Source organism: Tepidamorphus sp. 3E244, from assembly GCF_046159835.1.
In the GTDB taxonomy this organism is placed as follows: domain Bacteria; phylum Pseudomonadota; class Alphaproteobacteria; order Rhizobiales; family Tepidamorphaceae; genus JACKJK01.
The window spans coordinates 514,127-535,716 of record NZ_JBJXCY010000002.1 but is presented as its reverse complement, the minus strand read 5'-3'; the positions used below and the strand labels follow the sequence as shown (position 1 = coordinate 535,716).

At 64.9% G+C, this 21,590-nt stretch carries 27 protein-coding genes; 13 read left to right on the top strand and 14 right to left on the bottom strand.

Going from position 1 to position 21,590, the window contains the following annotated elements:
• Window position 1 precedes the first annotated feature (1 nt).
• Window positions 2-463 (bottom strand): tRNA (cytidine(34)-2'-O)-methyltransferase, encoded by a 462-nt coding sequence (locus ACKTEK_RS11375; protein ID WP_409165413.1) that lies wholly within the window; start codon window positions 461-463, stop codon window positions 2-4.
• Between the two features lie 341 nt (window positions 464-804).
• Here ACKTEK_RS11375 and petA point away from each other — a divergent pair, with 341 nt between their 5' ends.
• From petA to ACKTEK_RS11345, 6 genes are all read left to right on the top strand, one after another.
• Window positions 805-1,359: a ubiquinol-cytochrome c reductase iron-sulfur subunit gene (gene petA, locus ACKTEK_RS11370; protein WP_409165412.1), complete on the top strand. Its 555-nt coding sequence runs from the start codon at window positions 805-807 to the stop codon at window positions 1,357-1,359.
• A gap of 22 nt (window positions 1,360-1,381) precedes the next feature.
• Window positions 1,382-2,647, top strand: coding sequence for a cytochrome b (locus ACKTEK_RS11365; RefSeq protein ID WP_409165411.1), 1,266 nt, complete (start codon window positions 1,382-1,384; stop codon window positions 2,645-2,647).
• Window positions 2,648-2,677: 30 nt separating this feature from the next.
• Window positions 2,678-3,481, top strand: coding sequence for a cytochrome c1 (locus tag ACKTEK_RS11360; RefSeq protein ID WP_409165410.1), 804 nt, complete (start codon window positions 2,678-2,680; stop codon window positions 3,479-3,481).
• A gap of 91 nt (window positions 3,482-3,572) precedes the next feature.
• Window positions 3,573-4,442 carry an S-methyl-5'-thioadenosine phosphorylase gene (locus ACKTEK_RS11355; protein WP_409165409.1) on the top strand — a complete coding sequence of 290 codons (870 nt, stop codon included), beginning with the start codon at window positions 3,573-3,575 and terminating at the stop codon, window positions 4,440-4,442.
• Between the two features lie 109 nt (window positions 4,443-4,551).
• Window positions 4,552-5,079 (top strand): adenine phosphoribosyltransferase, encoded by a 528-nt coding sequence (locus tag ACKTEK_RS11350; protein WP_409165408.1) that lies wholly within the window; start codon window positions 4,552-4,554, stop codon window positions 5,077-5,079.
• A gap of 25 nt (window positions 5,080-5,104) precedes the next feature.
• Window positions 5,105-6,112 (top strand): TIGR00341 family protein, encoded by a 1,008-nt coding sequence (locus ACKTEK_RS11345; protein WP_409165407.1) that lies wholly within the window; start codon window positions 5,105-5,107, stop codon window positions 6,110-6,112.
• Here the strand turns inward: ACKTEK_RS11345 and ACKTEK_RS11340 are convergent.
• From ACKTEK_RS11340 to ACKTEK_RS11320, 5 genes are all read right to left on the bottom strand, one after another.
• Window positions 6,073-6,522, bottom strand: a complete 450-nt coding sequence (locus tag ACKTEK_RS11340) for a MaoC/PaaZ C-terminal domain-containing protein (protein ID WP_409165406.1) — start codon at window positions 6,520-6,522, stop codon at window positions 6,073-6,075. The genes ACKTEK_RS11345 and ACKTEK_RS11340 overlap by 40 nt on opposite strands.
• Window positions 6,519-6,959: a dehydratase gene (locus ACKTEK_RS11335; RefSeq protein ID WP_409165405.1), complete on the bottom strand. Its 441-nt coding sequence runs from the start codon at window positions 6,957-6,959 to the stop codon at window positions 6,519-6,521. Before ACKTEK_RS11335 ends, ACKTEK_RS11340 begins: the two co-directional genes overlap by 4 nt.
• Window positions 6,960-6,975: 16 nt before the next feature.
• Complete coding sequence (gene ychF, locus ACKTEK_RS11330; protein ID WP_409165404.1) at window positions 6,976-8,073, bottom strand: redox-regulated ATPase YchF; 1,098 nt, start codon at window positions 8,071-8,073, stop codon at window positions 6,976-6,978.
• A 1-nt stretch (window position 8,074) separates the two neighbouring features.
• Window positions 8,075-8,665 (bottom strand): aminoacyl-tRNA hydrolase, encoded by a 591-nt coding sequence (pth, locus tag ACKTEK_RS11325; protein ID WP_409165403.1) that lies wholly within the window; start codon window positions 8,663-8,665, stop codon window positions 8,075-8,077.
• 74 nt (window positions 8,666-8,739) lie between these two features.
• Window positions 8,740-9,438: a 50S ribosomal protein L25/general stress protein Ctc gene (locus ACKTEK_RS11320; RefSeq protein WP_409165402.1), complete on the bottom strand. Its 699-nt coding sequence runs from the start codon at window positions 9,436-9,438 to the stop codon at window positions 8,740-8,742.
• A gap of 411 nt (window positions 9,439-9,849) precedes the next feature.
• On the opposite strand from ACKTEK_RS11320, the gene ACKTEK_RS11315 reads away from it, so the two are divergent.
• Window positions 9,850-9,981 (top strand): hypothetical protein, encoded by a 132-nt coding sequence (locus ACKTEK_RS11315; RefSeq protein WP_409165401.1) that lies wholly within the window; start codon window positions 9,850-9,852, stop codon window positions 9,979-9,981.
• Window positions 9,982-10,081: 100 nt separating this feature from the next.
• On the opposite strand, the gene ACKTEK_RS11310 is transcribed toward ACKTEK_RS11315, so the two are convergent.
• The 7 genes from ACKTEK_RS11310 to lgt all read right to left on the bottom strand — a co-directional run bounded on the left by ACKTEK_RS11310 (window position 10,082) and on the right by lgt (window position 16,376).
• The gene (locus ACKTEK_RS11310) at window positions 10,082-10,630 is read right to left on the bottom strand and encodes an NADPH-dependent FMN reductase (protein WP_409165400.1); all 549 of its coding nucleotides are present in this window, start codon (window positions 10,628-10,630) and stop codon (window positions 10,082-10,084) included.
• A gap of 134 nt (window positions 10,631-10,764) precedes the next feature.
• Complete coding sequence (locus ACKTEK_RS11305; RefSeq protein WP_409165399.1) at window positions 10,765-11,697, bottom strand: ribose-phosphate pyrophosphokinase; 933 nt, start codon at window positions 11,695-11,697, stop codon at window positions 10,765-10,767.
• A 183-nt stretch (window positions 11,698-11,880) separates the two neighbouring features.
• Window positions 11,881-12,378 (bottom strand): hypothetical protein, encoded by a 498-nt coding sequence (locus ACKTEK_RS11300; protein ID WP_409165398.1) that lies wholly within the window; start codon window positions 12,376-12,378, stop codon window positions 11,881-11,883.
• 50 nt (window positions 12,379-12,428) lie between these two features.
• Window positions 12,429-13,580, bottom strand: a complete 1,152-nt coding sequence (locus tag ACKTEK_RS11295; RefSeq protein WP_409165397.1) for a M24 family metallopeptidase — start codon at window positions 13,578-13,580, stop codon at window positions 12,429-12,431.
• Window positions 13,581-13,591: 11 nt separating this feature from the next.
• Window positions 13,592-14,371: a peptidoglycan editing factor PgeF gene (gene pgeF / locus ACKTEK_RS11290; RefSeq protein ID WP_409165396.1), complete on the bottom strand. Its 780-nt coding sequence runs from the start codon at window positions 14,369-14,371 to the stop codon at window positions 13,592-13,594.
• A gap of 62 nt (window positions 14,372-14,433) precedes the next feature.
• On the bottom strand, window positions 14,434-15,546 hold the full coding sequence (locus ACKTEK_RS11285) for a class I SAM-dependent methyltransferase (RefSeq protein WP_409165395.1): 1,113 nt from the start codon (window positions 15,544-15,546) through the stop codon (window positions 14,434-14,436).
• Complete coding sequence (lgt, locus tag ACKTEK_RS11280; protein WP_409165394.1) at window positions 15,543-16,376, bottom strand: prolipoprotein diacylglyceryl transferase; 834 nt, start codon at window positions 16,374-16,376, stop codon at window positions 15,543-15,545. The genes ACKTEK_RS11285 and lgt overlap by 4 nt, the downstream gene beginning before the upstream one ends.
• Before the next feature lie 155 nt (window positions 16,377-16,531).
• Between lgt and ACKTEK_RS11275 the strand changes: the two genes are divergently transcribed.
• The 6 genes from ACKTEK_RS11275 (at window position 16,532) to ACKTEK_RS11250 (ending at window position 20,159) form a co-directional block, all read left to right on the top strand.
• Window positions 16,532-16,882 carry a DUF3147 family protein gene (locus ACKTEK_RS11275; RefSeq protein WP_409165393.1) on the top strand — a complete coding sequence of 117 codons (351 nt, stop codon included), beginning with the start codon at window positions 16,532-16,534 and terminating at the stop codon, window positions 16,880-16,882.
• Window positions 16,883-16,990: 108 nt separating this feature from the next.
• Window positions 16,991-17,272, top strand: coding sequence for an accessory factor UbiK family protein (locus ACKTEK_RS11270; protein WP_409165392.1), 282 nt, complete (start codon window positions 16,991-16,993; stop codon window positions 17,270-17,272).
• Window positions 17,273-17,588: 316 nt separating this feature from the next.
• The gene (locus tag ACKTEK_RS11265) at window positions 17,589-18,086 is read left to right on the top strand and encodes a YbjN domain-containing protein (RefSeq protein WP_409165391.1); all 498 of its coding nucleotides are present in this window, start codon (window positions 17,589-17,591) and stop codon (window positions 18,084-18,086) included.
• On the top strand, window positions 18,083-18,901 hold the full coding sequence (proC, locus tag ACKTEK_RS11260) for a pyrroline-5-carboxylate reductase (RefSeq protein ID WP_409165390.1): 819 nt from the start codon (window positions 18,083-18,085) through the stop codon (window positions 18,899-18,901). The genes ACKTEK_RS11265 and proC overlap by 4 nt, the downstream gene beginning before the upstream one ends.
• Window positions 18,902-18,974: 73 nt before the next feature.
• Window positions 18,975-19,736 (top strand): TetR/AcrR family transcriptional regulator, encoded by a 762-nt coding sequence (locus ACKTEK_RS11255; protein ID WP_409165389.1) that lies wholly within the window; start codon window positions 18,975-18,977, stop codon window positions 19,734-19,736.
• A gap of 63 nt (window positions 19,737-19,799) precedes the next feature.
• The gene (locus ACKTEK_RS11250; RefSeq protein WP_409165388.1) at window positions 19,800-20,159 is read left to right on the top strand and encodes a tRNA-binding protein; all 360 of its coding nucleotides are present in this window, start codon (window positions 19,800-19,802) and stop codon (window positions 20,157-20,159) included.
• Here ACKTEK_RS11250 and ACKTEK_RS11245 read toward each other — a convergent pair whose 3' ends face one another.
• Complete coding sequence (locus ACKTEK_RS11245; protein WP_409166149.1) at window positions 20,160-21,467, bottom strand: sensor histidine kinase; 1,308 nt, start codon at window positions 21,465-21,467, stop codon at window positions 20,160-20,162.
• Window positions 21,468-21,590: the final 123 nt, after the last annotated feature.

Here is a 21,590-nt window from a genome sequence, read left to right as displayed (position 1 = left end):
GTCAAGCGGCTGGAAACAACCCCGTCTGGCGGGCGGCTTCGCCGGCGACGATTGCCGCCGCCATGGCGACGTTGATGCTGCGCAGGCCGGGACGCATGGGAATCGTCACTGCGGAATCAGCGCGGGCGTGCACGTCATCGGGGACGCCGGCACTTTCGCGGCCCAGGAGCAGCGTATCGTCCGGTGAAAATGCAAACCGGGTGTGCGGCACATCGGCGCGCGTCGTCAGCAGGACGATGCGGCATCCGGCCTCGGACTGTGCCGCCTGGAACGCGTCGAAATCGGCGTGGCGCGTCATGTCCACATGGTCGAGATAGTCCATCCCGGCGCGCCGCAGGCTGGCGTGGGACAGCGGGAACCCGCAGGGTTCGATGATATCCACCGCGATCCCGAGGCAGGCGCCGAGGCGCAGGATGGTGCCTGCGTTCTGGGGAATGTCGGGCTGGTAGAGGGCGATTCGCATGAGCGGTCCGGCTTGGCGCGCCATTTGCCGCGCGCACGGAACAGGTGCCTTGATGGACCGAAAACGGCTTCACCTGCGCGCGGAAATGTGACAGTGGAACCCCATCGGCGGGGCAAACCGGCCGGTGGCAGACGGTCACACTGGACAAGCGTTGTGCGGGATGCAAGAAAGCGCCGGGGTTTACCGGGGCATTCGGCTGCACAATCCGCCTTCTGCGCGCCATCTGCCGCAGGATCGAGCGAAGCGCAGCGGCGAATTGTCCAATGGCGTTTCAGCCTGTTTGCCCCCAGTAAGTGTCAGGGTTGCAGCGGCGTAAGCCGCGCAAAAGGGAACCAGGTGCCGTGACAGCAAGCGATACGAGCGAACCGACTCGCAGAGACTTTCTTTTCATCGCCACCGGCGCGGTGGGTGCCGTGGGCGCCGCCGCAGCGGTCTGGCCGTTCATCAACCAGATGAACCCGGATGCCAGCGTTCAGGCGCTCGCCTCCATCGAGGTTAATCTCGACGCCATCGACGAGGGCTCCGCCATCACTGTGCTGTGGCGCGGCAAGCCGGTCTTCATCCGGCACCGCACGGCGCAGGAGATCGAGGAGGCCCGTTCGGTGGACATCAACGATCTGCCGGACCAGAGCGCAGAAAACGCCAATCTCCCGGCCGGCGAGCCGGCGACGGACGAGAACCGCGCCGAGAAGCCGGAATGGCTGGTGATGGTCGGCGTGTGCACGCACCTTGGCTGCGTGCCGCTTGGCCAGCAGGGCGACTTCGGCGGCTGGTTCTGCCCGTGCCACGGCTCGCACTACGACACCGCGGGCCGTATCCGCAAAGGACCTGCACCGCGTAACCTCGACATTCCCGAATACACTTTCGTGTCGGACACTACGATCCGCATCGGCTGATCTTCCAGGGAGCCTGACGACCATGGCCGGTCATTCGACCTATCATTTCAAGAACCCGGTGGTGCGCTGGTTTGACAGCCGCCTTCCGATCGTCTCGCTCGTGCAGGGACAACTCACCGATTTTCCGACCCCGAAGAACCTGAACTATTTCTGGACCTTCGGCGGCATCGCGGCGATCTGCCTAGTGATCCAGCTGATCTCGGGCATCGTGCTCGCCATGCACTACACGCCGCATGTCGACATGGCCTTCGAGAGCGTCGAGCACATCATGCGCGACGTGAACTACGGCTGGTTCATCCGCTACCTGCATGCCAACGGCGCGTCGTTCTTCTTCATCGCCGTCTACATCCACATCTTCCGCGGCCTGTACTACGGTTCGTACAAGGCACCGCGCGAAGTGCTCTGGATGCTGGGCGTGCTGATCCTTCTGGCCATGATGGCAACCGCCTTCATGGGCTACGTGCTGCCGTGGGGCCAGATGAGCTTCTGGGGCGCCACCGTCATCACCAACCTGTTCTCGGCGATCCCGATCGTCGGCGGGGCCATCGTGGAATGGCTGTGGGGCGGCTTCGCCGTCGGCAACCCGACGCTCAACCGCTTCTTCTCGCTGCACTATCTGCTGCCGTTCGTGATCTTCGGCCTCGTCATCCTGCACGTGTGGGCGCTGCACATTCCCGGCAACAACAACCCGACCGGCGTCGACGTGAAGAGCGCGCGCGACACGGTGCCCTTCCACCCGTACTACACGGTGAAGGACCTGTTCGCGATCATCGTGTTCATGATCTTCTTCATGGGCTTCGTGTTCTACGCGCCGAACATGCTGGGCCACCCGGACAACTACATCCCGGCCAACCCGCTGGTGACGCCGGCCCACATCGTTCCGGAATGGTACTTCCTGCCGTTCTACGCGATCCTGCGTGCCGTTCCCGACAAGCTCGGCGGCGTGCTGGCCATGTTCGCGGCCATCGCGGTGCTGTTCATCCTGCCGTGGCTCGACACCTCGCGCGTGCGCTCGGCGACGTTCCGTCCGCTCTACCGCCAGTTCTTCTGGATCCTGCTGATCGTCTGCATCGGTCTGGGCTACCTCGGTGGCAAGCCGGCGGAAGGCATCTATGTCGTGCTGTCGCGGATCCTGACGATCTACTACTTCGTGCACTTCCTGGTGATCCTGCCGCTGCTGGGCTTCATCGAGACGCCCAAGCCGCTGCCGGCCAGCATTTCCGAATCCGTCCTCAAGGGTGGATCGGGCAAGCCGGCAGGCGCTGCGGCGCAGGCCGAAAAACGCTAGCGTTGAGGACGAATACCGGAGCGAAATGAGATGAAAACAATCGCTTTCAACAAGGTCCGTTCGCTGGCGTTCGGCGCCCTCGTGACGGGGCTGACCGCAGGGCTGGCGCTGCCGGCCATGGCGGCTGGCGAAGAGGTCGAGATTCCGCACCAGTCGTGGTCGTTCTCGGGTCCCTTCGGCACCTTCGACCGCGGGCAGCTGCAGCGCGGCTACAAGGTCTACCGCGAGGTCTGCTCGAGCTGCCACTCCATGGAGCTGGTCAAGTTCCGCAACCTCGCCGAACCCGGTGGCCCCGGCTTCAACGAGGAACAGGTGAAGGTCATCGCCGCGGAATACGACATCACCGACGGTCCCGACGATGCGGGCGACATGTTCGATCGTCCGGGCAAGCCGTTCGACTCGTTCCCCAGCCCGTTCCCGAACGAGAAGGCGGCACGCGCGTCCAACGGCGGTTCGTACCCGCCGGACTTCTCCGTGTTCGCCAAGGCGCGTGCCAATGGCCCGGACTACATCTACGCCGTCCTGACCGGCTACGAGGAAGAGCCGCCGGAGCATGTCGAGCTGCGTGAAGGCATGCATTACAACCACTATTTCCCCGGCCATCAGATCGCCATGGCGCCGCCGCTGTCGGAAGAGCTCGTCGATTACACCGACGGTTCCCCGATGACGGTCGACCAGTACGCCCGTGACGTGGCGAGCTTCCTGATGTGGACCGCCGAGCCGAAGCTGGAGCAGCGCAAGACGCTGGGCCTGCAGGTCATGATCTTCCTGCTGGTCTTCGCCGGTCTGCTCTACTTCACGAAGCAGAAGATCTGGCGCAACGTCGAGCACTGAGGCCAATTCGGCACCGTGGCTTGATGCCAAGCATTTCCAACGGCCGGTGCCTCCCGCACCGGCCGTTTTTGCATCCAGGGTATGAGCAGGCATGACGAAAGCGATTCTCGGCATCATCGGTGGGTCCGGTCTCTACGACATGGCCGCGCTGGAAGACCGCCGAAGCGAAACCGTGACCACGCCTTGGGGCGAGCCGTCCGATGCGCTTGTGTTCGGCACCATCGGCGGCACCGACGTGGTCTTTCTGCCGCGCCACGGTGTCGGCCATCGCATCCCGCCATCTGAGATCAACTACCGCGCCAATATCGATGCGCTGAAGCGGGTCGGGGTGACCGACCTCGTATCCATCTCCGCCTGCGGTTCGTTCAGGGAAGAGCTGGCGCCGGGCAGCTTCGTGCTGGTGGACCAGTTCATCGACCGCACCAAGGGCCGCGTTTCGAGCTTCTTCGCAACTGGCTGCGTGGCGCATGTCTCGCTCGCCCATCCGGTCAGCCCGCTCCTGACCGACCGTGTGGAGCACGCTGCGAAGGCAACCGGCATCACCTACACGCGCGGCGGCACCTACCTCGCGATGGAAGGCCCGCAATTCTCGACATACGCGGAATCGCAGCTCTACCGTTCGTGGGGTTGCGACGTCATCGGCATGACCAACATGCCGGAGGCCAAGCTGGCGCGCGAAGCCGAGCTTTGCTACGCGAGCGTCGCCATGGTCACCGACTACGATTGCTGGCACCCGGACCACGGCGAGGTCGACGTGCCGGAGATCCTGCGGATCCTGGCGCAGAACTCGACCAACGCGCAGATGCTGGTGAAGGCGCTGGCCGAGGACTTCCCCGCCGAGCACGAAGCCTGCCCCATGGGATCCGACCGGGCGCTGGACGTTGCGATCATCACCGCGCCGGACAAGCGCGACCCGCAGCTTCTGGCCAAGCTCGATGCGGTTGCCGGGCGCGTCCTGTAACGTCGCCTTCAACGTGTAGCCGGTTGGCTAAGTCGGTGGTTCGGTCTACTGATGTGACGTGCGGCCCGGCTGACATGCCGCGCGGCCGCAACGGGGCAGGGCAGCAGGCTTGAACATCAAGGACGTCATTCGGACCATTCCCGACTATCCCAAGCCGGGGATCATGTTTCGCGACATCACGACACTGCTGGGCAACGCCCAGGCATTTCGCCGCGCGGTGGACGAGCTCGTGCAGCCGTGGGCGGGTGCAAAGATCGACAAGGTCGCTGGGATCGAGGCGCGTGGCTTCATTCTCGGCGGTGCGGTGGCGCACCAGCTGTCGGCCGGCTTTGTCCCGATCCGCAAGAAAGGCAAGCTGCCCTACGAAACGGTCTCCATCGCCTACAGCCTGGAATACGGCGTGGACGAAATGGAGATGCACCGCGACGCGCTGGTGCCGGGTGAGAAGGTCATCCTCGTCGATGACCTGATCGCAACGGGCGGCACGGCGGAAGGCGCGGTCAAGCTCATTTCCGAGATGGGCGCGGAGTTGCTCGCGGCCTGCTTCATTGTCGATTTGCCGGAACTGGGCGGACGAAGGAAGCTGGAAGCAATGGGCGTGCCGGTGCGCACGCTCGTGGATTTTGAAGGGCACTGAGGTGCCCCTTACATTGGGCTGACCCATGGACTTTCGACGTATCGAAATCAGCTGCGGCAAGGACGACATCAACGATGTCGAGAAGCTGGATGGCGCGGATGCAATCGTCCACTGGCACGAAGACCACATTCAGGAGGGCCGCAAGGAAATCATCATGCTCGTGCGTGGTGGCGGCCGCCAGACCCTGCTCGACTCCATCGAGGAGAAGCTGCAGCACACCGATGACTGGCGCGTGCTGGTGCTGCCCGTCGACGGCGTCCTGCCGCTGCCGGACGAGGAAGACACCAAGGCCGACGAGGAGGCCGAGGACCAGCGGCTGAGCCGCGAGGAGATCTTCAACCAGGTTCGCAGCGGTGCCGGGCTTTCAACGGATATCATGTTGCTGCTCGCGGCGTCGGCCATTGTGGCGAGCGGCGGCATCCTCACCGACACCATTGCCGTCACGATCGGGGCAATGCTGATCGCGCCCATGCTCGGGCCGATCCTGTCACTGGTGCTGGGCAATGCGCTCGGCGAGCGCTGGCTCATCTTCAATTCGCTGATCGCCAGCGTTTCCGGCATCGCCATTGCCTTCGGCGTCGGTGCGATCACCGGCTTCCTGTTCGAGGCCAAGCCGTCGGGTGTGCAGATCGCCAGTGCGGTGCAGGTCGGGTTCGAGGATATCGTGCTGGCCATCGCGTCAGGGGTCGCAGCGGCGCTCTCGGTCACGTCACGGCAGGTGACGATCATGGTGGGCGTCATGGTCGCGGCGGCCCTGCTGCCGCCCATCGTCACATCCGGGATCCTGTTCGGCGGCGGGCATTTCGGCCTGTCGGGCCGCGCCATGCTGCTGGGCCTGACGAATATCGTCGGCATCAACCTAGCCGGTCAGCTGGTCTTCCTGTGGAAGGGCATTCGCCCGCGCACCTGGTACGAGCAGAAGCAGGCCACGCAGTCCCTGCTGATCACGATGGGCATTCTGGTGGCCTCGCTCGTGGCGCTGACCGCAGCGATCTATTTCCTCGGCGAACCCAAGCTCGGCACCGACAACTGAGCTTCCAGCTCGTAGACGGGTTCCCCGTCGAGTGTCGTGCCACGGCCTGACAGGTGAACAAGCCCGGAGGAATCCGTCTCGCGAAAGGTCGCGGAGAAGGCGATCGTGTCGCCCTTTCGCACCGGGCGCTTCCAGCGCAGGCTGTCGATCTTCTTCCACGGTCCGATTTGAAACGCGCGCAGCTCCGGCCGGGCGGCAAACGCCGCGTTCAGCATGGCCGAGAACTCCGCCGCCGTGTGCCAACCGCTGGCAGCCAGCGCCCCGAAATGGGTTCGCGCGGCGGCTGCTTCGTCCAAGTGGAAGGGTTGGAAGTCGAACTGGCTCGCAAAGCCGATGATGTCCTCGGCTGTGAAACGAACGGTGCCGAGATCAAAGGTCTGATCGACCGGGAAGGGGCCTGTTTTGCTCATGCCCCCGCCCCCGCGTCGCGGGTGGTGAACATCACCCAGTTGTCCTCGACCATCTTGCGCGTTTCGCCGGCAAAGACCTCGAAACGAAACTGCACGAGGCCGAGGCCGGGGCGGGATGCGGACTTTCGTGTCTCCAGCGTGGTGCGGCGGATGTGCAGCACGTCGCCTGCGCGGACCGGCTCGTCCCACTCCAGCCGCTCGATGCCCGGCGCGCCGACACTCGCGGTATCGAGGATGAAGTTGTCGCAGATGATCTTCATCATCATGGCGCAGACATGCCAGGGTGACGCCGCCGGTTCGCCGTCGAATGATGGAAGGCCCGGGTCAAGAACCGACGGGTCGTAGCGCTCCGCATAGGCGCGGATATCGTCCGCCGTGACCTTGAGTGCGCCGAAGGTCGTCACTTCGCCCTTCGGAAAGTCCTCGAAGAAGAGCAAGGCGGTCCCTCCGGGCTCAGTTGGCGAAACGGAAGTGCATCACGTCGCCATCGCGCACGACGTATTCCTTGCCTTCCAGCCGCATCTTGCCGGCATCCTTCGCGCCGCTTTCTCCGCCACAGGTGACGAAGGCATCGAAGTCGATGGTTTCAGCGCGGATGAAGCCCTTCTCGAAATCCGTGTGGATGACGCCGGCCGCCTGCGGGGCACGGGTCCCCTTGGCGATGGTCCAGGCGCGGGCTTCCTTCGGACCGGCGGTGAAATAGGTGATGAGGTCGAGCAGGTCGTAGCCGGCAAGAATCAGTCGGTCGAGACCGGGCTTTTCCAGCCCGATGGCCTCTAGGTATTCGGCGCGTTCAGCGGGCGCGAGAAGCGCGATCTCGGCCTCGATATTGGCGGAGATGATGACGCAGACCGCCTCTTCGGAGGCGGCGCGTTCCTCGACCTTGCGGGAATAGTCGTTGCCGGTGGCGGCGCTGTCCTCGTCCACGTTGCAGACATAGACGACGGGCTTGGAGGTCAGCAGGTTGAGCGCGCGGAAGGCTGCTTCCTCGTCGTCGCTGCGGCTCACAAGGCGCGCGGGCTTGCCGTCCTGCAGGATGGGTAGGGTGCGTTCGACGAGAGCCAGCGTCAGCTTGGCTTCCTTGTCGCCACCGCGAATGCGCTTTTCGAGGTTCGTGACGCGCTTCTCGAGGCTTTCGAGGTCCGCGAGCATCAGCTCGGTCTCGATGGTCTCGGCGTCCGCCAGCGGATCGATGCGGCCATCGACATGGGTGATGTCGTCGTCATCGAAGCAGCGCAGCACGTAGGCGATGGCGTCCACTTCGCGGATATGGGCAAGGAACTGGTTGCCGAGGCCTTCTCCCTGCGCTGCACCGCGCACGAGGCCGGCGATGTCGACGAAGGTCAGGCGGGTGGGAATGGTTTCCGCAGACTTGGCGACTTCCGCCAGCTTCGTCAGGCGCGGGTCCGGCACCGCCACTTCGCCGACATTCGGCTCGATGGTGCAGAAGGGGTAGTTCGCGGCCTGTGCGGCCGCGGTCTGGGTCAAGGCATTGAAGAGGGTCGACTTGCCGACGTTCGGCAGGCCAACGATGCCGCATTTGAAACCCATGTCAGTCGTCCTGGTCTGCGGTGGCCAGCGCCACGCGGTTCATGAAATTCGCGTTGTCGCCCTTCGCCAGACAGTCGGCGTTGTCGGCGATCGCGTCGAGCAGGGGCACGAGCCATTCCTGCTCTACCTTTGAGAAGTCCCCCAGCACCCACGGCTGGACCGCGGCCTTGTGGCCGGGATGCCCGATGCCGATGCGCACGCGGTAGAAGTCGGCACCAATGTGCGCAATCGTCGAGCGGATGCCGTTGTTGCCGGCGGCCCCGCCGCCCAGCTTCACGCGGATCTTACCGGGGGCCAGATCAAGCTCGTCGTGGAAGACGTAGACGTCGGCGGGAGTCAGCCGGAAATAGTTCATCGCCTGCGCGATGGCATTGCCGGATTCGTTCATGTAGGTGCCGGGCATGAGCACGTAGGCACGCTCGGACCCGACCCGGCCATCGGTAAAGGCACCGAGGAAGCGCTTGCGCCACGGCGGGAGGTTGTGCCGCGCGGCAATCGCCTCGGCGGCCATGAAGCCCACGTTGTGGCGGTTGCGCGCGTAGCGCGATCCGGGATTTCCCAGACCGACCAGAAGTTTGCCGCCATCGGCCATCAGCGTTCACCGGCCTTGTTGCAGGGGAATGCCGCATCGCGGCGCAAGGTGCGCCGCGATGCAAGATGTCTGGCTTAGTCGTTGGACTCGTCGGAGGAGTCGTCGCCACCCTCGGCGGCTTCGCCCTCGTCGTCGCCGCCATGCATGGCAGGGACTTCGCCGGGATCGGTGACTTCTTCCTCTTCTTCCTCCTCGTCCGACTTGAGGCCGGCGGGGGAAGCAATGGTCGCGATGGTGAAGTCACGATCGGTGATGGTCGGCGTGACGCCTTCGGGCAGCTTCACTGCGGAGATGTGCAGGCTGTCGCCGAGGTTCAGGCCGGTGAGGTCGACCTCGATCTGCGTCGGGATCGCGTCGGCCGGGGCAGACAGTTCGAGCTCGTGGCGAACGATGTTGAGGACGCCGCCTTCCTCGATGCCGGGGGCTGCGTCTTCGTTGACGAAGACCACCGGAATGGCAACTTCGACGCGCGCGTTCTTGGCGATGCGCAGGAAGTCGATGTGCAGCGGCGTGTCCTTGACCGGGTGGACCTGGTAGTCGCGCGGGATGACGCGCGTCGTGTCGGAACCGACCTTGATCATGTAGACGGTGTTCATGAAGTGACCCGTCTCAAGCTGCTTTTCGATCACGCGCTTGGGCAGCGAGATGGGCTGGGGGTCTTTCTTGTCGCCATAGATGACAGCCGGGACGAGGCCGTCGCGACGAGCTGCACGGGCGGCCCCCTTGCCGACCTTTTCGCGCAGCTCTGCGTTGAGCTCAACGATATCAGACATGTTTCTCTCCAGATGGCGCGCTTCGCGCCAATGCAAAACGCCGGTCACCGAGCCGGGACCGGCAGTCGAGATCACAAATGTGACCGGTTCTGTTCGGGCGCCAGCGCATCGCCACGTGGTGCGAAACGCGATGTTGCCCTGTGGCCGGGTTCCTCCAGGGGTGCAAGTCCGGCCGGCGGCGTTATAGCCGCCGCGTCAGGCGCTGGCAACTCGCCTGTGGTGCAAGGCCTCGCGATCACGCTTGCAATCACGAAATCGGGACAGGTCTTGAATCCGGCCCCGACCATTAACAACTGGTAGCCCGCCAAGGGACAGTCTGGTGTCCGGCCCGGGCAAACAGAGGCGGGCCGGCTTTGGAACAGGGACGCATCGGCGGCGGGGACAGACATTGCCGCCGGCGTTTTGCAAAAGATGAGCGATATGGACGAAATATACAGCTACGAACGATTGCGCAGTGTGAATGGCCCCCTTGATGGTGGTGCCGGTATCGGCTGGATGGTGTTTGCCATCGTGCTGGCCGCGGTCACATACGCATTGTGCTAGGGCGGGAAGCTGCAAGGCAGCCAACTTCGCCCCCGAAGAAACGAAGCCCGCATCCGGACCGGAGGCGGGCTTCTCTCTTTTCAGGCCGTGTTTGACGGGATCAGGCTTTGACCTGGTCGATCCACTTGTCGAACTTGTCGATGAACGAGTTGAAGAACTTGCGGGTGTCCTCGTCGGCAAATTTCATGTCGTCGTCGATGAGGTCCGGGGTCATTTGGATTAGCATTTCCGGGCGGCCCATGATGATGAGACCAAGGCCGACCATGATGTCGCGCAGGTGCATCTGCGCCGCCATGGTGGAAATCTTGCCCGGGCTGGTGCCCATGAAGGCGCCCGGCTTGCCGTTCCAGGAATTTTCACCGACCGGGCGCGTCAGCCAGTCGATGGCGTTTTTCAGGAGAGCGGGAATCGAGCGGTTGTATTCCGGCGTGACGAGAATGACGCCATCGGCGCTCTCGACCATGTCCTTCACCGCACGCGCGCTTGCCGGATAGTTCTCGACGAGGTCGTCGTTGAACATCGGGAGCGCCTCGATGTCGGGATAGACAAATTCCAGCCGGCCCTCCGCGAGCTTTCCAAGCGCCTCGGCCAGCTTGCGGTTGATGGATTCCTTGCGGTTGCTGCCGACGATAACGGCGATCTTCTTCATTGTGTCTGCCTCGCGGGTTTGAACGTACCCCGGTCATATGGCTCACCTGCCGCGCGATGACAGGGGAGGCAGACGCAAAGGATTGTTCGCGAAGCGCGAACGCCGCGATGCAATCGGCTGAAAACGGGAGCGGGTCAGTCGAACAGGCTGGAGACGGATTCTTCGAGCGCTGTGCGGCCGATGGCTTCACCCAGCAGCGGCGCGATGGAAAGCGTGCGCATGTTGCGGGCAACGCGGACGGCCTCGGTCGGCTGAATGGAATCGGTGATGACCAGTTCGCTCAAGTTGGACGCCGTCACGCGGGCGACCGCACCACCCGACAGGACGCCGTGGGTGATGTAGGCGTGGACGGACGCGGCACCGCGCGACAGCAGCGCGTCGGCTGCGTTGCAGAGCGTGCCGCCGGAATCCACGATATCGTCGACGAGGATGCAGGTGCGACCCTCGACGCCGCCGATGACGTTCATCACTTCCGATTCACCGGGGCGCTCGCGGCGCTTGTCGACGATGGCGAGCGGCGCGTCGATGCGCTTGGCAAGCCCGCGGGCGCGCACCACGCCGCCGACGTCCGGCGAGACGATGGTGACGTCCGAGGTGTCGAAGCGATCGGTGATGTCACGCACCATGACGGGCGCGGCGTAGAGGTTGTCGGTCGGGATGTCGAAGAAGCCTTGGATCTGGCCGGCATGCAGGTCGACAGTCAGCACGCGGTCGGCGCCGGCGCGGGTGATAAGGTTGGCGACGAGCTTTGCGGAGATCGGCGTGCGCGGACCGGGTTTGCGGTCCTGGCGGGCATACCCGAAATAGGGGAGCACTGCGGTGATCCGGCGCGCCGAGGAGCGGCGCAGCGCATCGATCACGATGAGCAGTTCCATGAGGTTGTCGTTGGCGGGGTAGGACGTCGACTGTAGGACGAAGGTGTCCTCGCCGCGGACGTTTTCCTGGATCTCGACGAAGACTTCCATGTCGGCGAAGCGCCGGACCTGGGCTTTCGTCAGCGGTGTCTTGAGATAAGCCGCGATGGCTTCGCTCAGAGGCCGGTTGGAATTGCCTGCGACGAGTTTCATTCCCGTGCCCCCGGGGTATGCGAGATAAGTTGCCGCCGGGTGACCGCGAAACTTCGGATTTCCGGCACGCCAGCCCTAGCGCGATGCGTTGTAACAACACCGTGACGGAGTCGCAAACCGCTTTTCGAGCTTTATCGCCGCAGTGCGGTCAAACCCGTTTTGGCCTGCGTTCAGCGCGGTGCTTCAGGTGCCGGATGCAACCGCGATTTCTGCAATCGTCGCCTCTGCGATAGCCGACAGCAGTTCGGCATCGACGACCGACCATGGGTCATTGGCGACGCGGCCGACGACCTGCTGGTCTTCGAAACGCTTCTTGCGCTGGCCCGTCGCGTCGAACAGGTCCCAGACATAGGTGATGCGGGTCTGGCTCAGTTCCGTGGTCGCGGTGAAATAGCCCTTGGCGCGCAGGGCGGCCTTGGGGTCGTCGCGGCCAACCACGGTGAGACGGCGGCCGACGGCCGCGGTGCCGAGTTCGGTGGCAAGCTGGGTTGCGAGTTGTTCGGGAAGACCGACGACGGGCTCGAACGCGACCGAGCCGGCGGTTACCTTCTGGGCCTTGTCCTCGTCGCCGAAGACATTGCCAAGGCGAACGGGTGTGGAACAGGCAATAAGGGCAGGTGCCAAACCGGCGGTCAGCAGCACAAGCAGCAGTACGATACGCGATACGGGACGCGGCGGCATTGGGACTCCGATTTCGCTACACCATTGTCGGGCGCGGTGATTGGTTACTCTTATTTTACCACGAGGTCCAGCGAGCCCGTATAGAGGGGTTCGCTGCCGGTTTCCGTTACGAGAGACGTGCGGCCCAGGCACATCGCGGTTCCGGTGTCGGAATCCATGATGATCATGTGCGCGAACATCACCATGCCGGGTTCCAGTTCCCATGGATTGCCCTCGTAGAACATGGGCCAATCCATCCATGACGGCGTGAAGCGCGTGCCGAGCGAGTAGCCGCACGCGTTGAGGCGATGCTTCTCCAGCCCGTGTGTGTCCATAACGTGGCGATGGGCCTCGAAGACGTCGCCGGCGGTCTTGCCGGGGCGCATGGTCGCTTCCACCGCCAGCAGCGCCTCGCGGGCGGCCTTGTGCAGTTCGACGTGGCGGGCACTCGGCTCGCCGATCACGAAGGTGTGCATCTGGGCGGCGTGGTAGTGGCGATAGACGCCGGCGAATTCCAGCGTCAGCTGGTCGCTGTCTGACAGGGTGCGCCGGCCGGACTTGTAGCGGCACAGGAGCGCATCGCGGCCAGAGCCGATGATGAACTCGTTGCCGGGGTAGTCGCCGCCGCCTTCAAAGATCGCTGCATGCTGGGCTGCGAGGATCGCGCCTTCATCCACGCCGGCGCCCGCGATCTCCTCTGCGGCGATGCGGGCGCGGTCGGCGAGGTTGGCGGCGCGGCGCACGTAGACGATCTCGGCGGGCGACTTCACCGCGCGCAGCCGGGAAATGACGTGGGACGCGTCTTGCAGATGCACGAACCCGTCGAGCGCCATCTCCACGGCCTTGCCGTTCCGGTAGGTCAGGCCGTGGGTATCGGTCTCGATGCCGAGCCGCTTGTTGCGTTCCCCGAGGCCTTCGAGCATGTCACGCAGCTGGTCGGCGGGCGTCGCACCAGCCTTGTCGGTCCACACGCGGATATTGGTGATGTTGGATGTGTGCTGCGCCTGCCGCAGGTCGGCGGAGCGGGTCAGCAGCGTCATGCGGCCGTCGATGGAAAAGTGCAGGCACTGGAAGAAGCAGAAGCCGAACGTGTCATAGCCCGTCAGCCAGTACATGCTCTCCTGCGCGAAGATCAGGATGCCGTCGAGGCCCTCGCGCTCCAGCGCGGCGGACAGCTTCTTGCGCCTGTCGGCAAACTCCTGCTGGTCGAAATGAAGCGCCATGGTTAATGACCTCAGGCCGGGGTGATCGCGGCAATGAGCCGCCCGTAATCTGCTTCGCCGCGATGGGTGGTGCGGCGGTAGGAGAAGAATCGCTCTTCATCCTCGTAGGTGCACTGACCCAGATCATGGAAGGCGGCGATGTTCGCACTCTCCATCCGCCGTGCGATGTAGGCCGGCAGGTCGAACATGGCGTGGCCGTCGCGCTGGCTTGGCGCGAAGAAGTCGCGGTTGGCGCCGTCGGCCTCGATGAAGCGCTCGACGAATTCCGGGCCGACCTCGTAGGCATTGCGCGATATCGTCGGGCCCAGCACCGCAACGATGGAATCACGCCGCGCGCCAAGCTTCTCCATCTGCGAAACCGTCGCCTCGGGAATGCCTGAGAACGCGCCTTTCCACCCGGCATGAGCGCAGCCGACGATTGCGCCGGTTCCATCGGCAAACAGCAGCGGGCCGCAATCGGCCGTCAGCACGCCGAGCGCCATGCCCGGCGTGGCGGTCACGATGGCATCGGCGCGGGGCGGGCCGTCAGTCCAAGGTTCGGTGACGCGAACCACGTCGGCGCTGTGAACCTGGAAGAGGGTCAGCAGGTTGGCCGGATCGACACCCAGCGCGGATGCCACCCGTGCGCGGTTCTCGGAGACGTTGCCTCGCGCGTCTTCCGATCCGTTGCCGCAGTTGAGGCCGCGATAGATCCCCTCCGACACGCCGCCTTCACGGGTGAAGAAGCCGTGGCGCGCGCCGGTCGCGCTGAGCGCGTCGTCGTGGATGGGCTTTGGTGCGGAACTGGTCATGGCCGGACGTTGCTTGCATCGCCTTGTTCCGTCAACCGGCAAAGGCGGGCGCGCGGGCTGTCTCAGACGAATGGCGGCGGCGCGTCCGGCCCGGGGCTGATGAGCGCCATCACCTTGAACAGCGATCCCATGGCATCCGGCGAGGTCAGGCGGGCGAGGGCGGTTTCCACCTCGCCGCGCTTTTGCGGGTTGCGCCGGATGATGGCCTCGGCGCGCTGGGCGATGCCAAGCTCGCCTAGGAACTGCGTCTGCGTCATCGGGCCGAACGCCTGCGCGCCGACCGACATCGCCGCGTGGCCGAGATTGGCAAAACAGACATGGGCCGTGATGTCGGCCTGGCCGACATGCTCCAGCACGCCGCAAGGAGCGTGGTGCCGCAGGGCCTGCAAGGTGTCGCCTACGGCCATGCGTTCGTAGCCGTAGTCGATGATGACGCCGGCGCCGGGATGCTTCGTCATGCGTGTCGCGATCTTCGTGGTGATGGCATGGGCGGCCGGGCAGGTTTCGAGGATCACGCCGGGTTCGGCACCGGGAATGTCCGCGGTGATGGCAACCTTTTCACCATTCGCGAAGACCAGCGCGCCATCTTCCAGCGCGACCATGCGGCGATTCCAGCCATCCTCGCCCATCACCACCTGTTCGATTGGCAGGGCATCGAAGAACTCGTTGGCGACCAGCACCAGCGGCAGCGCGGGGACCGTGTCTATCGTGTCGTGGAAAGTGGGCGCGGGGCGGTCCGGGCGGCTCGCGGCGATCGTCTTCGCCTGTATCTCGCGCAGGCGCGGGCTCATTTCGACGAGATGCACGTCGAGGCGCGCGTCGATCTCGGGGCGAAGCTGGGCGACGCGGACGATATCGGCCATGAGCGTGCCGCGTCCTGGTCCAAGCTCCACCATCGCGATGCGCTCACCGGGTGCAGACGCGCCGATTGCGGTCGCCATCTGCACCAGCCACGCGCCGAGGATCTCTCCGAACAGCTGGCTGATCTCTGGTGCGGTGGTGAAGTCGCCTTCGGTGCCGAAGGGGTTGGCGGTCGTGTAGTAGCCGTGGACCGGGTCGCCGAGCGCGCGGGCCATGAACCTGCTGACGGGGATCGGGCCGCGTTCGGCGATCTCTTGTTTGAGGATCGCTTCCAGCGGAGTCGTGTCGCCCGTCATGCCGTTCGATGCTGTCATTCGGCAACGGTGCGCGGGGGACGGTTCCAAGCCCAGACGGCAATGCCGACACCGAGCATGACCATCGGCACCGACAGGAGAATGCCCATCGTCAGGCCGCCCCAGAGGAACCCGATATAGGCGTCGGGCTGGCGGAACTGCTCGCCGATGATGCGCGCCAGGCCGTAGCCCGCGATGAAGACGCCGGATGCAACGCCGGGCCTGCGCAGGCCGAGGAGGTGATGCGTCACGATGCGCAGCGCGATGAACAGCAGCACGCCTTCGAGACAGGCCTGGTAGAGCTGGCTTGGGTGGCGCGGTTCGTCGCCTGCACCGGGAAACACCATCGCCCAGGGGACGTCGCTGACGCGGCCCCACAATTCGCCGTTGGCGAAGTTGGCGAGCCGCCCGAAGAACAACCCGATGGGCACCACAGCGCCGCAGATATCGCCCAGTGAGAACGGCGAGATGTTGCGCCACCACGAGAACAGGCCAACGGCGAGCAGGAAGCCGATGAAGCCGCCGTGGAAGGCCATGCCGCCTTCCCACACCTTGAGGATGTCGCCGGGGTTCGCGAGGTAATGATCAGGCTGGTAGAAGAAGACGAAGCCGAGCCGACCGCCAAGGATCAGGCCGACGGTCGCGAACAGCAGGAAATCGTCGACGTGTTTGGGCGTCAGCGGCGAACCCGCCGGACCCCATAGGCGCTGGTTGCTGACGAGCCGCAGCGCGTACCACCAGCCGGCCAGGATGCCGCCGATATAGGCGAGCGCGTACCAGCGGACGGCGAACGGGCCGATCTCAATGGCAATCGGATCGATGGCCGGAAACGGGATCGCAAAAAGGCTCATTGGGCGCACCGGTATGGGTGGGACACGCCCGGTTCGTGCGCGGCAGGCGCGGCGAAGTCAAGGCCGATCCGGGCGCGCGGGTGCTTCACGATGTGCCGGAGTGCCGGTAGCATCGTCCGGCAGCGCCGCGTGAGGCGGCTGCGAGAGGAGCGCCGATGCTCTACCTGTTCATCAAGGCGGCCCTGTCCGGGATCATCGTGGCGGCGGTTTCGGAAATCGCCCGCCGCAGCCCCGGCCTCGGCGCGCTGGTCGCCTCGCTGCCGCTGGTTTCGCTGCTGGGGATGATCTGGCTCTGGCGCGACACCGGCGACACGGAGCGGCTGGCTGAACATGCGGGCGCGACGTTCTGGTTCGTCATTCCCTCGCTGCCGATGTTTCTGCTCATCCCGGTCCTGCTGCGCGCAGGGATCAACTTCTGGGTGGCGATGGCGGCCGGCTGCGTCCTCACCATCGCGCTCTACATGACGATGGTCTGGCTCGGGCCGCGCATCGGCATCCGCCTGTAAGCCAGCCGTTCACCCAATGCGGATGGTGCACTTGAATTGAACGGGGCAACGCCCCATTCTCCGAACTCGCTGGGGCGCGCGTGATTTGCGCCAGGAGAGCCAGGTAACATGACGCACACTTCGAACCGCCTTCTCGACGATCTTGCCAAGCTGATGACCGATGCCGCCGGCATGGCGCGCGGCGCGCGCACCGAGGTCGATACCTTCATGCGCTCGCAGGCCGAGCGCGTGCTGAACGAGCTTGAGGTGGTGAGCCGCGAGGAATTCGAGGCGGTGAAGCTGATGGCGCAGGAAGCGCGCGAGGAAAATGCGCGGCTTGCAGCGCGTATCGCGGCGCTGGAAGACGGCGCTTCGAAACCCGCCAGCGGTCGCGGCAAGGCCAAGGTCTGACCGCCGGCTGCGGCGACAGAAATCGAACCTATCCACACCTTCCTTGCGGGCGCTGCCTTGCACCCGCCGATCTTTCCACAGCGACACGATTCGTTAAGGCCTCGTTAACCTTTGCGACCCCACAATCGGTGGTGCAACGCAAAAAGGGCACGATATATTGGCCCCATGACGCGATTCGGTTCACATATGGCACAGCTTCGTGCTGTCAGACTGCGCGCAAGGCGTGCGATCGGCGCCGGCCCCTCTGCCGGCGTTTTTTGTTGGACCGGGCACCCACGCAAATCCACCCTTCCACCCGACCGAGCGAGGTAGTCCCATGGCCTTCGTTGATATCGAAGCCGACCGCCTGAACAACCCTGTCGATACCGTCGAGACGATCGCGTCCAGCAACGACTGGGCCTTCGATCGGTCCGGTGATCACGAGATCACCATCAGCGTCGACGGACGCTGGACCGACTATCACGTCTCCTACACGTGGATGTCGGACCTGGAAGCCCTGCACATCGCCTGCGCCTTCGACCTGAAGGTGCCCGATACCCGCGTTCGCGAAGCCGGCGAACTGGTGGCTCGGATCAACGAGCAACTCTGGGTCGGCCATTTCGACCTGTGGGCCAAGGAAGGCGTCATCATCTTCCGGCAAGCCCTGCCGCTGGCCGGGGCGGATGCCTCAGAGCGCCAGTGCGAGGCGCTGCTGGAATTTGCGGTGGAAGCCTGCGAGCGCTACTTCCAGGCGTTCCAGTTCGTGGTGTGGGCCGGCAAGACGCCGGAAGAAGCCCTCGACGCCGCGCTGTTCGAGACCGTCGGCGAAGCATGAGCCTGAAAGACGCGGGTACGGTTCTTCTCGTTGGTGCCGGCCAGATGGGCGGCGCCATGCTTCAGGGGTGGTTGGACGGAGGGTTGCCACCGTCCGCCGTCACCGTGCGCGATCCAGGCCCGCCGGAGCGCATGGCCGCGCTGATCGACAAGCACGGCATTTCGCTCAACCCGGAACCGAGCGAGGCGAAACCCGATATCGCCGTCATCGCGGTGAAACCGCAGATGCTGGACAAGGTTGCGCCGGGGGTGGTGCCCCATGTCGACCCGGACACGCTGATTGTCTCGGTGATCGCAGGGCCGACGCTGGACAAGCTCGGCGGTCACTTCGCAGATGGCCAGCCGATCATCCGCGTCATGCCGAACACGCCCGCATCCGTCGGACGCGGCATGTCCGTGCTATGTCCCAACGCGCATGTCTCCGCCGGGCAGGTCGAGGCGGCGCGGGCGCTGATGTCGGCTATCGGCGACGTTGCCGAGATCGACGACGAGGGCCTGATGGATGCGGTGACCGCCGTTTCCGGGTCCGGCCCGGCATATGTCTTCCTGCTGGCCGAGGTGCTGGCGAAGGCCGGCGTCGCTGCCGGTTTGCCGGAAGACCTCGCCGCCCAGCTTGCGCGCCAGACCGTGACCGGGGCAGGGGAACTGCTGCATCGCTCCGACCTTGATCCTGCGACTCTTCGCCAGAACGTCACTTCTCCCAACGGCACGACGGCTGCTGCGCTGTCGGTCCTGATGGACGAACCGGCCATGGGCGACTTGCTGAAACGCGCGGTCGCGGCTGCGGCAAAACGTTCCTGCGAGCTTGCCGGCTGACCGGCAAGGCGTATTTCTTCCGTTGAGGCTCGCGCGGGGCTAACCTCGCGAAGCCAGCGACGTGGAGCGATACATGAGCAGCCCGAACGAGACCCCGAACAAGGCCGACCTTGCCGACAGCATCGTCGATGGGGCGATGCGCCTTGCCGAGCGCCAGCCGTGGTCCAGCGTGCGGTTGTCTGACATCGCAGCTGAGGCAGGCGTGACGCTGTCGCAGATGCGCGGCGTCTTCGACTCCAAGAGCGCGGTGCTGGGTGGCTTCGTGCGGCGGATCGACCAGGCCGTTCTCGACGGCAACGACCCCGAAATGGCGGATGAGCCTGCGCGCGACCGGCTGTTCGACGTGCTGATGCGCCGCTTCGAGGCCATGAAGCCCTACCGCGCGGCACTGCGCTCCATCGCCAAAGCCTATCGCCGCGACCCGCTGGCGATTGCCGGGTTCAACGCACAGGCCCGCCGCTCCATGACATGGATGCTGGAATCTGCCGGGATCGGCACGACCGGCCGCATGGGCACGATCCGCGCGCAGGGGCTGGTCTTCGTCATGGCGCGCACGCTGCCGGTCTTTCTGCGCGACAGGGATGAAGGTCTTGCCCGCACCATGGCCGCGCTCGACCGTGCGCTTCGCGACGGTGAACAGGTGATGCGCTCGATGGGTTCAGGCTTCCGGCTTGCCGGAATGGTCGGCTCCGTCATCGCCGGTCTGCGGGAGCGGGCGCGCGCGGAATACGACGACGCGAATTACGACGACCCCTACGGCGAGCCGCGCGACGGTGATGACCCGTATGGCGAGGCGGACGAGCGCGACGAGCCGTGGACCGGCGGCCCGCACTAGACATCTGCTTCCCGCTCCGTTTCAAATCCCGCGCGACAGACAGCCGAATGCGGGAGACGAGACATGAGCCATTCCAGCGAGCCTTCAGCGGAGATCGGGTTTGACGATTTCCTGAAAGTCGATGTGCGCGCGGGCGTGATCGTCGATGCGCAGCCGTTTCCGGAGGCGCGCAAGCCCGCAATCAAGCTGTGGGTGGATTTCGGCGAACCGCTGGGCGTCAAGAAGTCGTCCGCCCAGATCACCGTGCACTACGCGCCGGAAGAACTGATCGGCAAGCAGGTGATGGCGGTGACCAACTTCCCGCCGCGCCAGATCGGCAAGTTCATGTCCGAGATCCTGGTGCTGGGCTTTCCTGACGAGAACGGCGAAGTGGTGCTGGCGCGCCCGGACAAGCAGGTGCCCAAGGGCGGCCGTCTGTTCTGATCAGACGGGAATGCGCACCGTCGCGCGCAGGCCTTCCAGCGGCGACTCGTCGAGCGTGACCTCGCCTCCGTGTGCGCGGGCGATGTCCTGCGCGATAGCAAGGCCAAGTCCGGTTCCGCCGATATCCTGGTTGCGGGCATCGTCGAGCCGGTAGAACGGCTTGAAGACGGCCTCACGCTCGTCCTCGGGGATGCCCGGCCCGTCATCATCCACGTGCACCGTCAGCCAGTCGGCATCGCGCTTGCCGGAAATGCGGATGTTGTCGCCGAAGCGCACCGCGTTGGCGACAAGGTTCGACAGGCAGCGCTTGAAGGCGTTCGGCTTGACGACGACAGCCGGATGCCCGCGGAAGGAGACTTCCGTGTGGTGCCCGAGGCGCTCGGCATCGTCCTTCAGTTCCTCGAACAGGTCGGCAATGTCGATGCGGGCCGACTGTTCGCCGGTGTCGCCGCGCGCAAAGGCCAGATAGTCCTCCAGCATGTGCTGCATCTCGTCGACGTCGCGGGTCAGGTCGGCGACATCCTCTCGGTTGCCGTTGAGTGCCAGTTGCAGCTTAAATCGGGTGAGAACGGTGCGCAGGTCGTGGCTCACGCCGGCGAGCATCGTCGTGCGCTGCTCGATCTGGCGCTCGATGCGCTCGCGCATCAGCACGAAGGCTGCCGCCGCGCGCCGGACCTCGCGCGCGCCGGACGGCTTGAAGTCCTTTGGGACGTCTCGGCCCTTGCCGAAGGATTCCGCCGCGTCGGCGAGTTTCTGGATCGGCTTGATCTGGTTGCGCATGAAGATGAGCGCGACGGCCACCAGCACCAGCGATGTGCCCACCATCCACGCGATGAAGATGTGCGAATTCGACGCGTAGGTCTGGCTGCGGCGGGCAAAGACGCGCAGCACGGCATTTTCCAGCCGGATGCGGATTTCGACGAGCTTGGAATTGCCGACCGTGTCGATCCAGAAGGGGCGGCCGATTTGGCGCGAAATCTCCTGCGACAGGGTCTGGTCCAGCAGCGAGAAGAACGGCTTCTCGGTGGCAGGCGGCAAGGGCCCCGGCGGCAGGAAGGTGACGGTCAAACCCAGCCGGTCGTTGGCGATACGCGTCAGGGCGACGAGATCAGGGTCCTGCGGATAGCTCTCGTAGACATCGATGATCGCGGCGACTTCCTGCGTCACCATGGACGACAGCCGCCATGTCACGGTTTGCCAGTGGCGCTCCATGAAGACATAGGCGACCACGGACTGCAGCACGACAACCGGCGTGATGATGATGAGCAGGGCGCGCGCATAGAGGCCCTTGGGCATCTGGCGCGACATGAAGTCGAGCACGTGGCTTATGCCGGGGCGCGAGCGCACGTAGCGCAGCGTGCGGCGGAACAGGTGCCGCCCCGTGCGCAGCGGGCTTCTTGGCCTGCCGGCCTTGCTGCTGCCGGTGTCGTT

Coding starts and splice junctions, on each gene's coding strand:
- ACKTEK_RS11360 (WP_409165410.1), top strand. CDS start 2,678: ATGAAAACAATCGCTTTCAACAAGGTCCGTTCGCTGGCGTTCGGCGCC.
- ACKTEK_RS11355 (WP_409165409.1), top strand. CDS start 3,573: ATGACGAAAGCGATTCTCGGCATCATCGGTGGGTCCGGTCTCTACGAC.
- lgt (WP_409165394.1), bottom strand. CDS start 16,376: ATGAGCCTTTTTGCGATCCCGTTTCCGGCCATCGATCCGATTGCCATT.
- ACKTEK_RS11310 (WP_409165400.1), bottom strand. CDS start 10,630: ATGAAGAAGATCGCCGTTATCGTCGGCAGCAACCGCAAGGAATCCATC.
- ACKTEK_RS11265 (WP_409165391.1), top strand. CDS start 17,589: ATGGCCTTCGTTGATATCGAAGCCGACCGCCTGAACAACCCTGTCGAT.
- ACKTEK_RS11320 (WP_409165402.1), bottom strand. CDS start 9,438: ATGTCTGATATCGTTGAGCTCAACGCAGAGCTGCGCGAAAAGGTCGGC.
- ACKTEK_RS11375 (WP_409165413.1), bottom strand. CDS start 463: ATGCGAATCGCCCTCTACCAGCCCGACATTCCCCAGAACGCAGGCACC.
- ACKTEK_RS11345 (WP_409165407.1), top strand. CDS start 5,105: ATGGACTTTCGACGTATCGAAATCAGCTGCGGCAAGGACGACATCAAC.
- ACKTEK_RS11285 (WP_409165395.1), bottom strand. CDS start 15,546: ATGACAGCATCGAACGGCATGACGGGCGACACGACTCCGCTGGAAGCG.
- ACKTEK_RS11365 (WP_409165411.1), top strand. CDS start 1,382: ATGGCCGGTCATTCGACCTATCATTTCAAGAACCCGGTGGTGCGCTGG.
- ACKTEK_RS11255 (WP_409165389.1), top strand. CDS start 18,975: ATGAGCAGCCCGAACGAGACCCCGAACAAGGCCGACCTTGCCGACAGC.
- ACKTEK_RS11245 (WP_409166149.1), bottom strand. CDS start 21,467: ATGTCGCGCCAGATGCCCAAGGGCCTCTATGCGCGCGCCCTGCTCATC.
- pgeF (WP_409165396.1), bottom strand. CDS start 14,371: ATGACCAGTTCCGCACCAAAGCCCATCCACGACGACGCGCTCAGCGCG.
- ACKTEK_RS11300 (WP_409165398.1), bottom strand. CDS start 12,378: ATGCCGCCGCGTCCCGTATCGCGTATCGTACTGCTGCTTGTGCTGCTG.
- ACKTEK_RS11250 (WP_409165388.1), top strand. CDS start 19,800: ATGAGCCATTCCAGCGAGCCTTCAGCGGAGATCGGGTTTGACGATTTC.
- proC (WP_409165390.1), top strand. CDS start 18,083: ATGAGCCTGAAAGACGCGGGTACGGTTCTTCTCGTTGGTGCCGGCCAG.
- pth (WP_409165403.1), bottom strand. CDS start 8,665: ATGGCCGATGGCGGCAAACTTCTGGTCGGTCTGGGAAATCCCGGATCG.
- ACKTEK_RS11340 (WP_409165406.1), bottom strand. CDS start 6,522: ATGAGCAAAACAGGCCCCTTCCCGGTCGATCAGACCTTTGATCTCGGC.
- ACKTEK_RS11315 (WP_409165401.1), top strand. CDS start 9,850: ATGAGCGATATGGACGAAATATACAGCTACGAACGATTGCGCAGTGTG.
- ACKTEK_RS11305 (WP_409165399.1), bottom strand. CDS start 11,697: ATGAAACTCGTCGCAGGCAATTCCAACCGGCCTCTGAGCGAAGCCATC.
- ACKTEK_RS11295 (WP_409165397.1), bottom strand. CDS start 13,580: ATGGCGCTTCATTTCGACCAGCAGGAGTTTGCCGACAGGCGCAAGAAG.
- ACKTEK_RS11275 (WP_409165393.1), top strand. CDS start 16,532: ATGCTCTACCTGTTCATCAAGGCGGCCCTGTCCGGGATCATCGTGGCG.
- ACKTEK_RS11270 (WP_409165392.1), top strand. CDS start 16,991: ATGACGCACACTTCGAACCGCCTTCTCGACGATCTTGCCAAGCTGATG.
- ychF (WP_409165404.1), bottom strand. CDS start 8,073: ATGGGTTTCAAATGCGGCATCGTTGGCCTGCCGAACGTCGGCAAGTCG.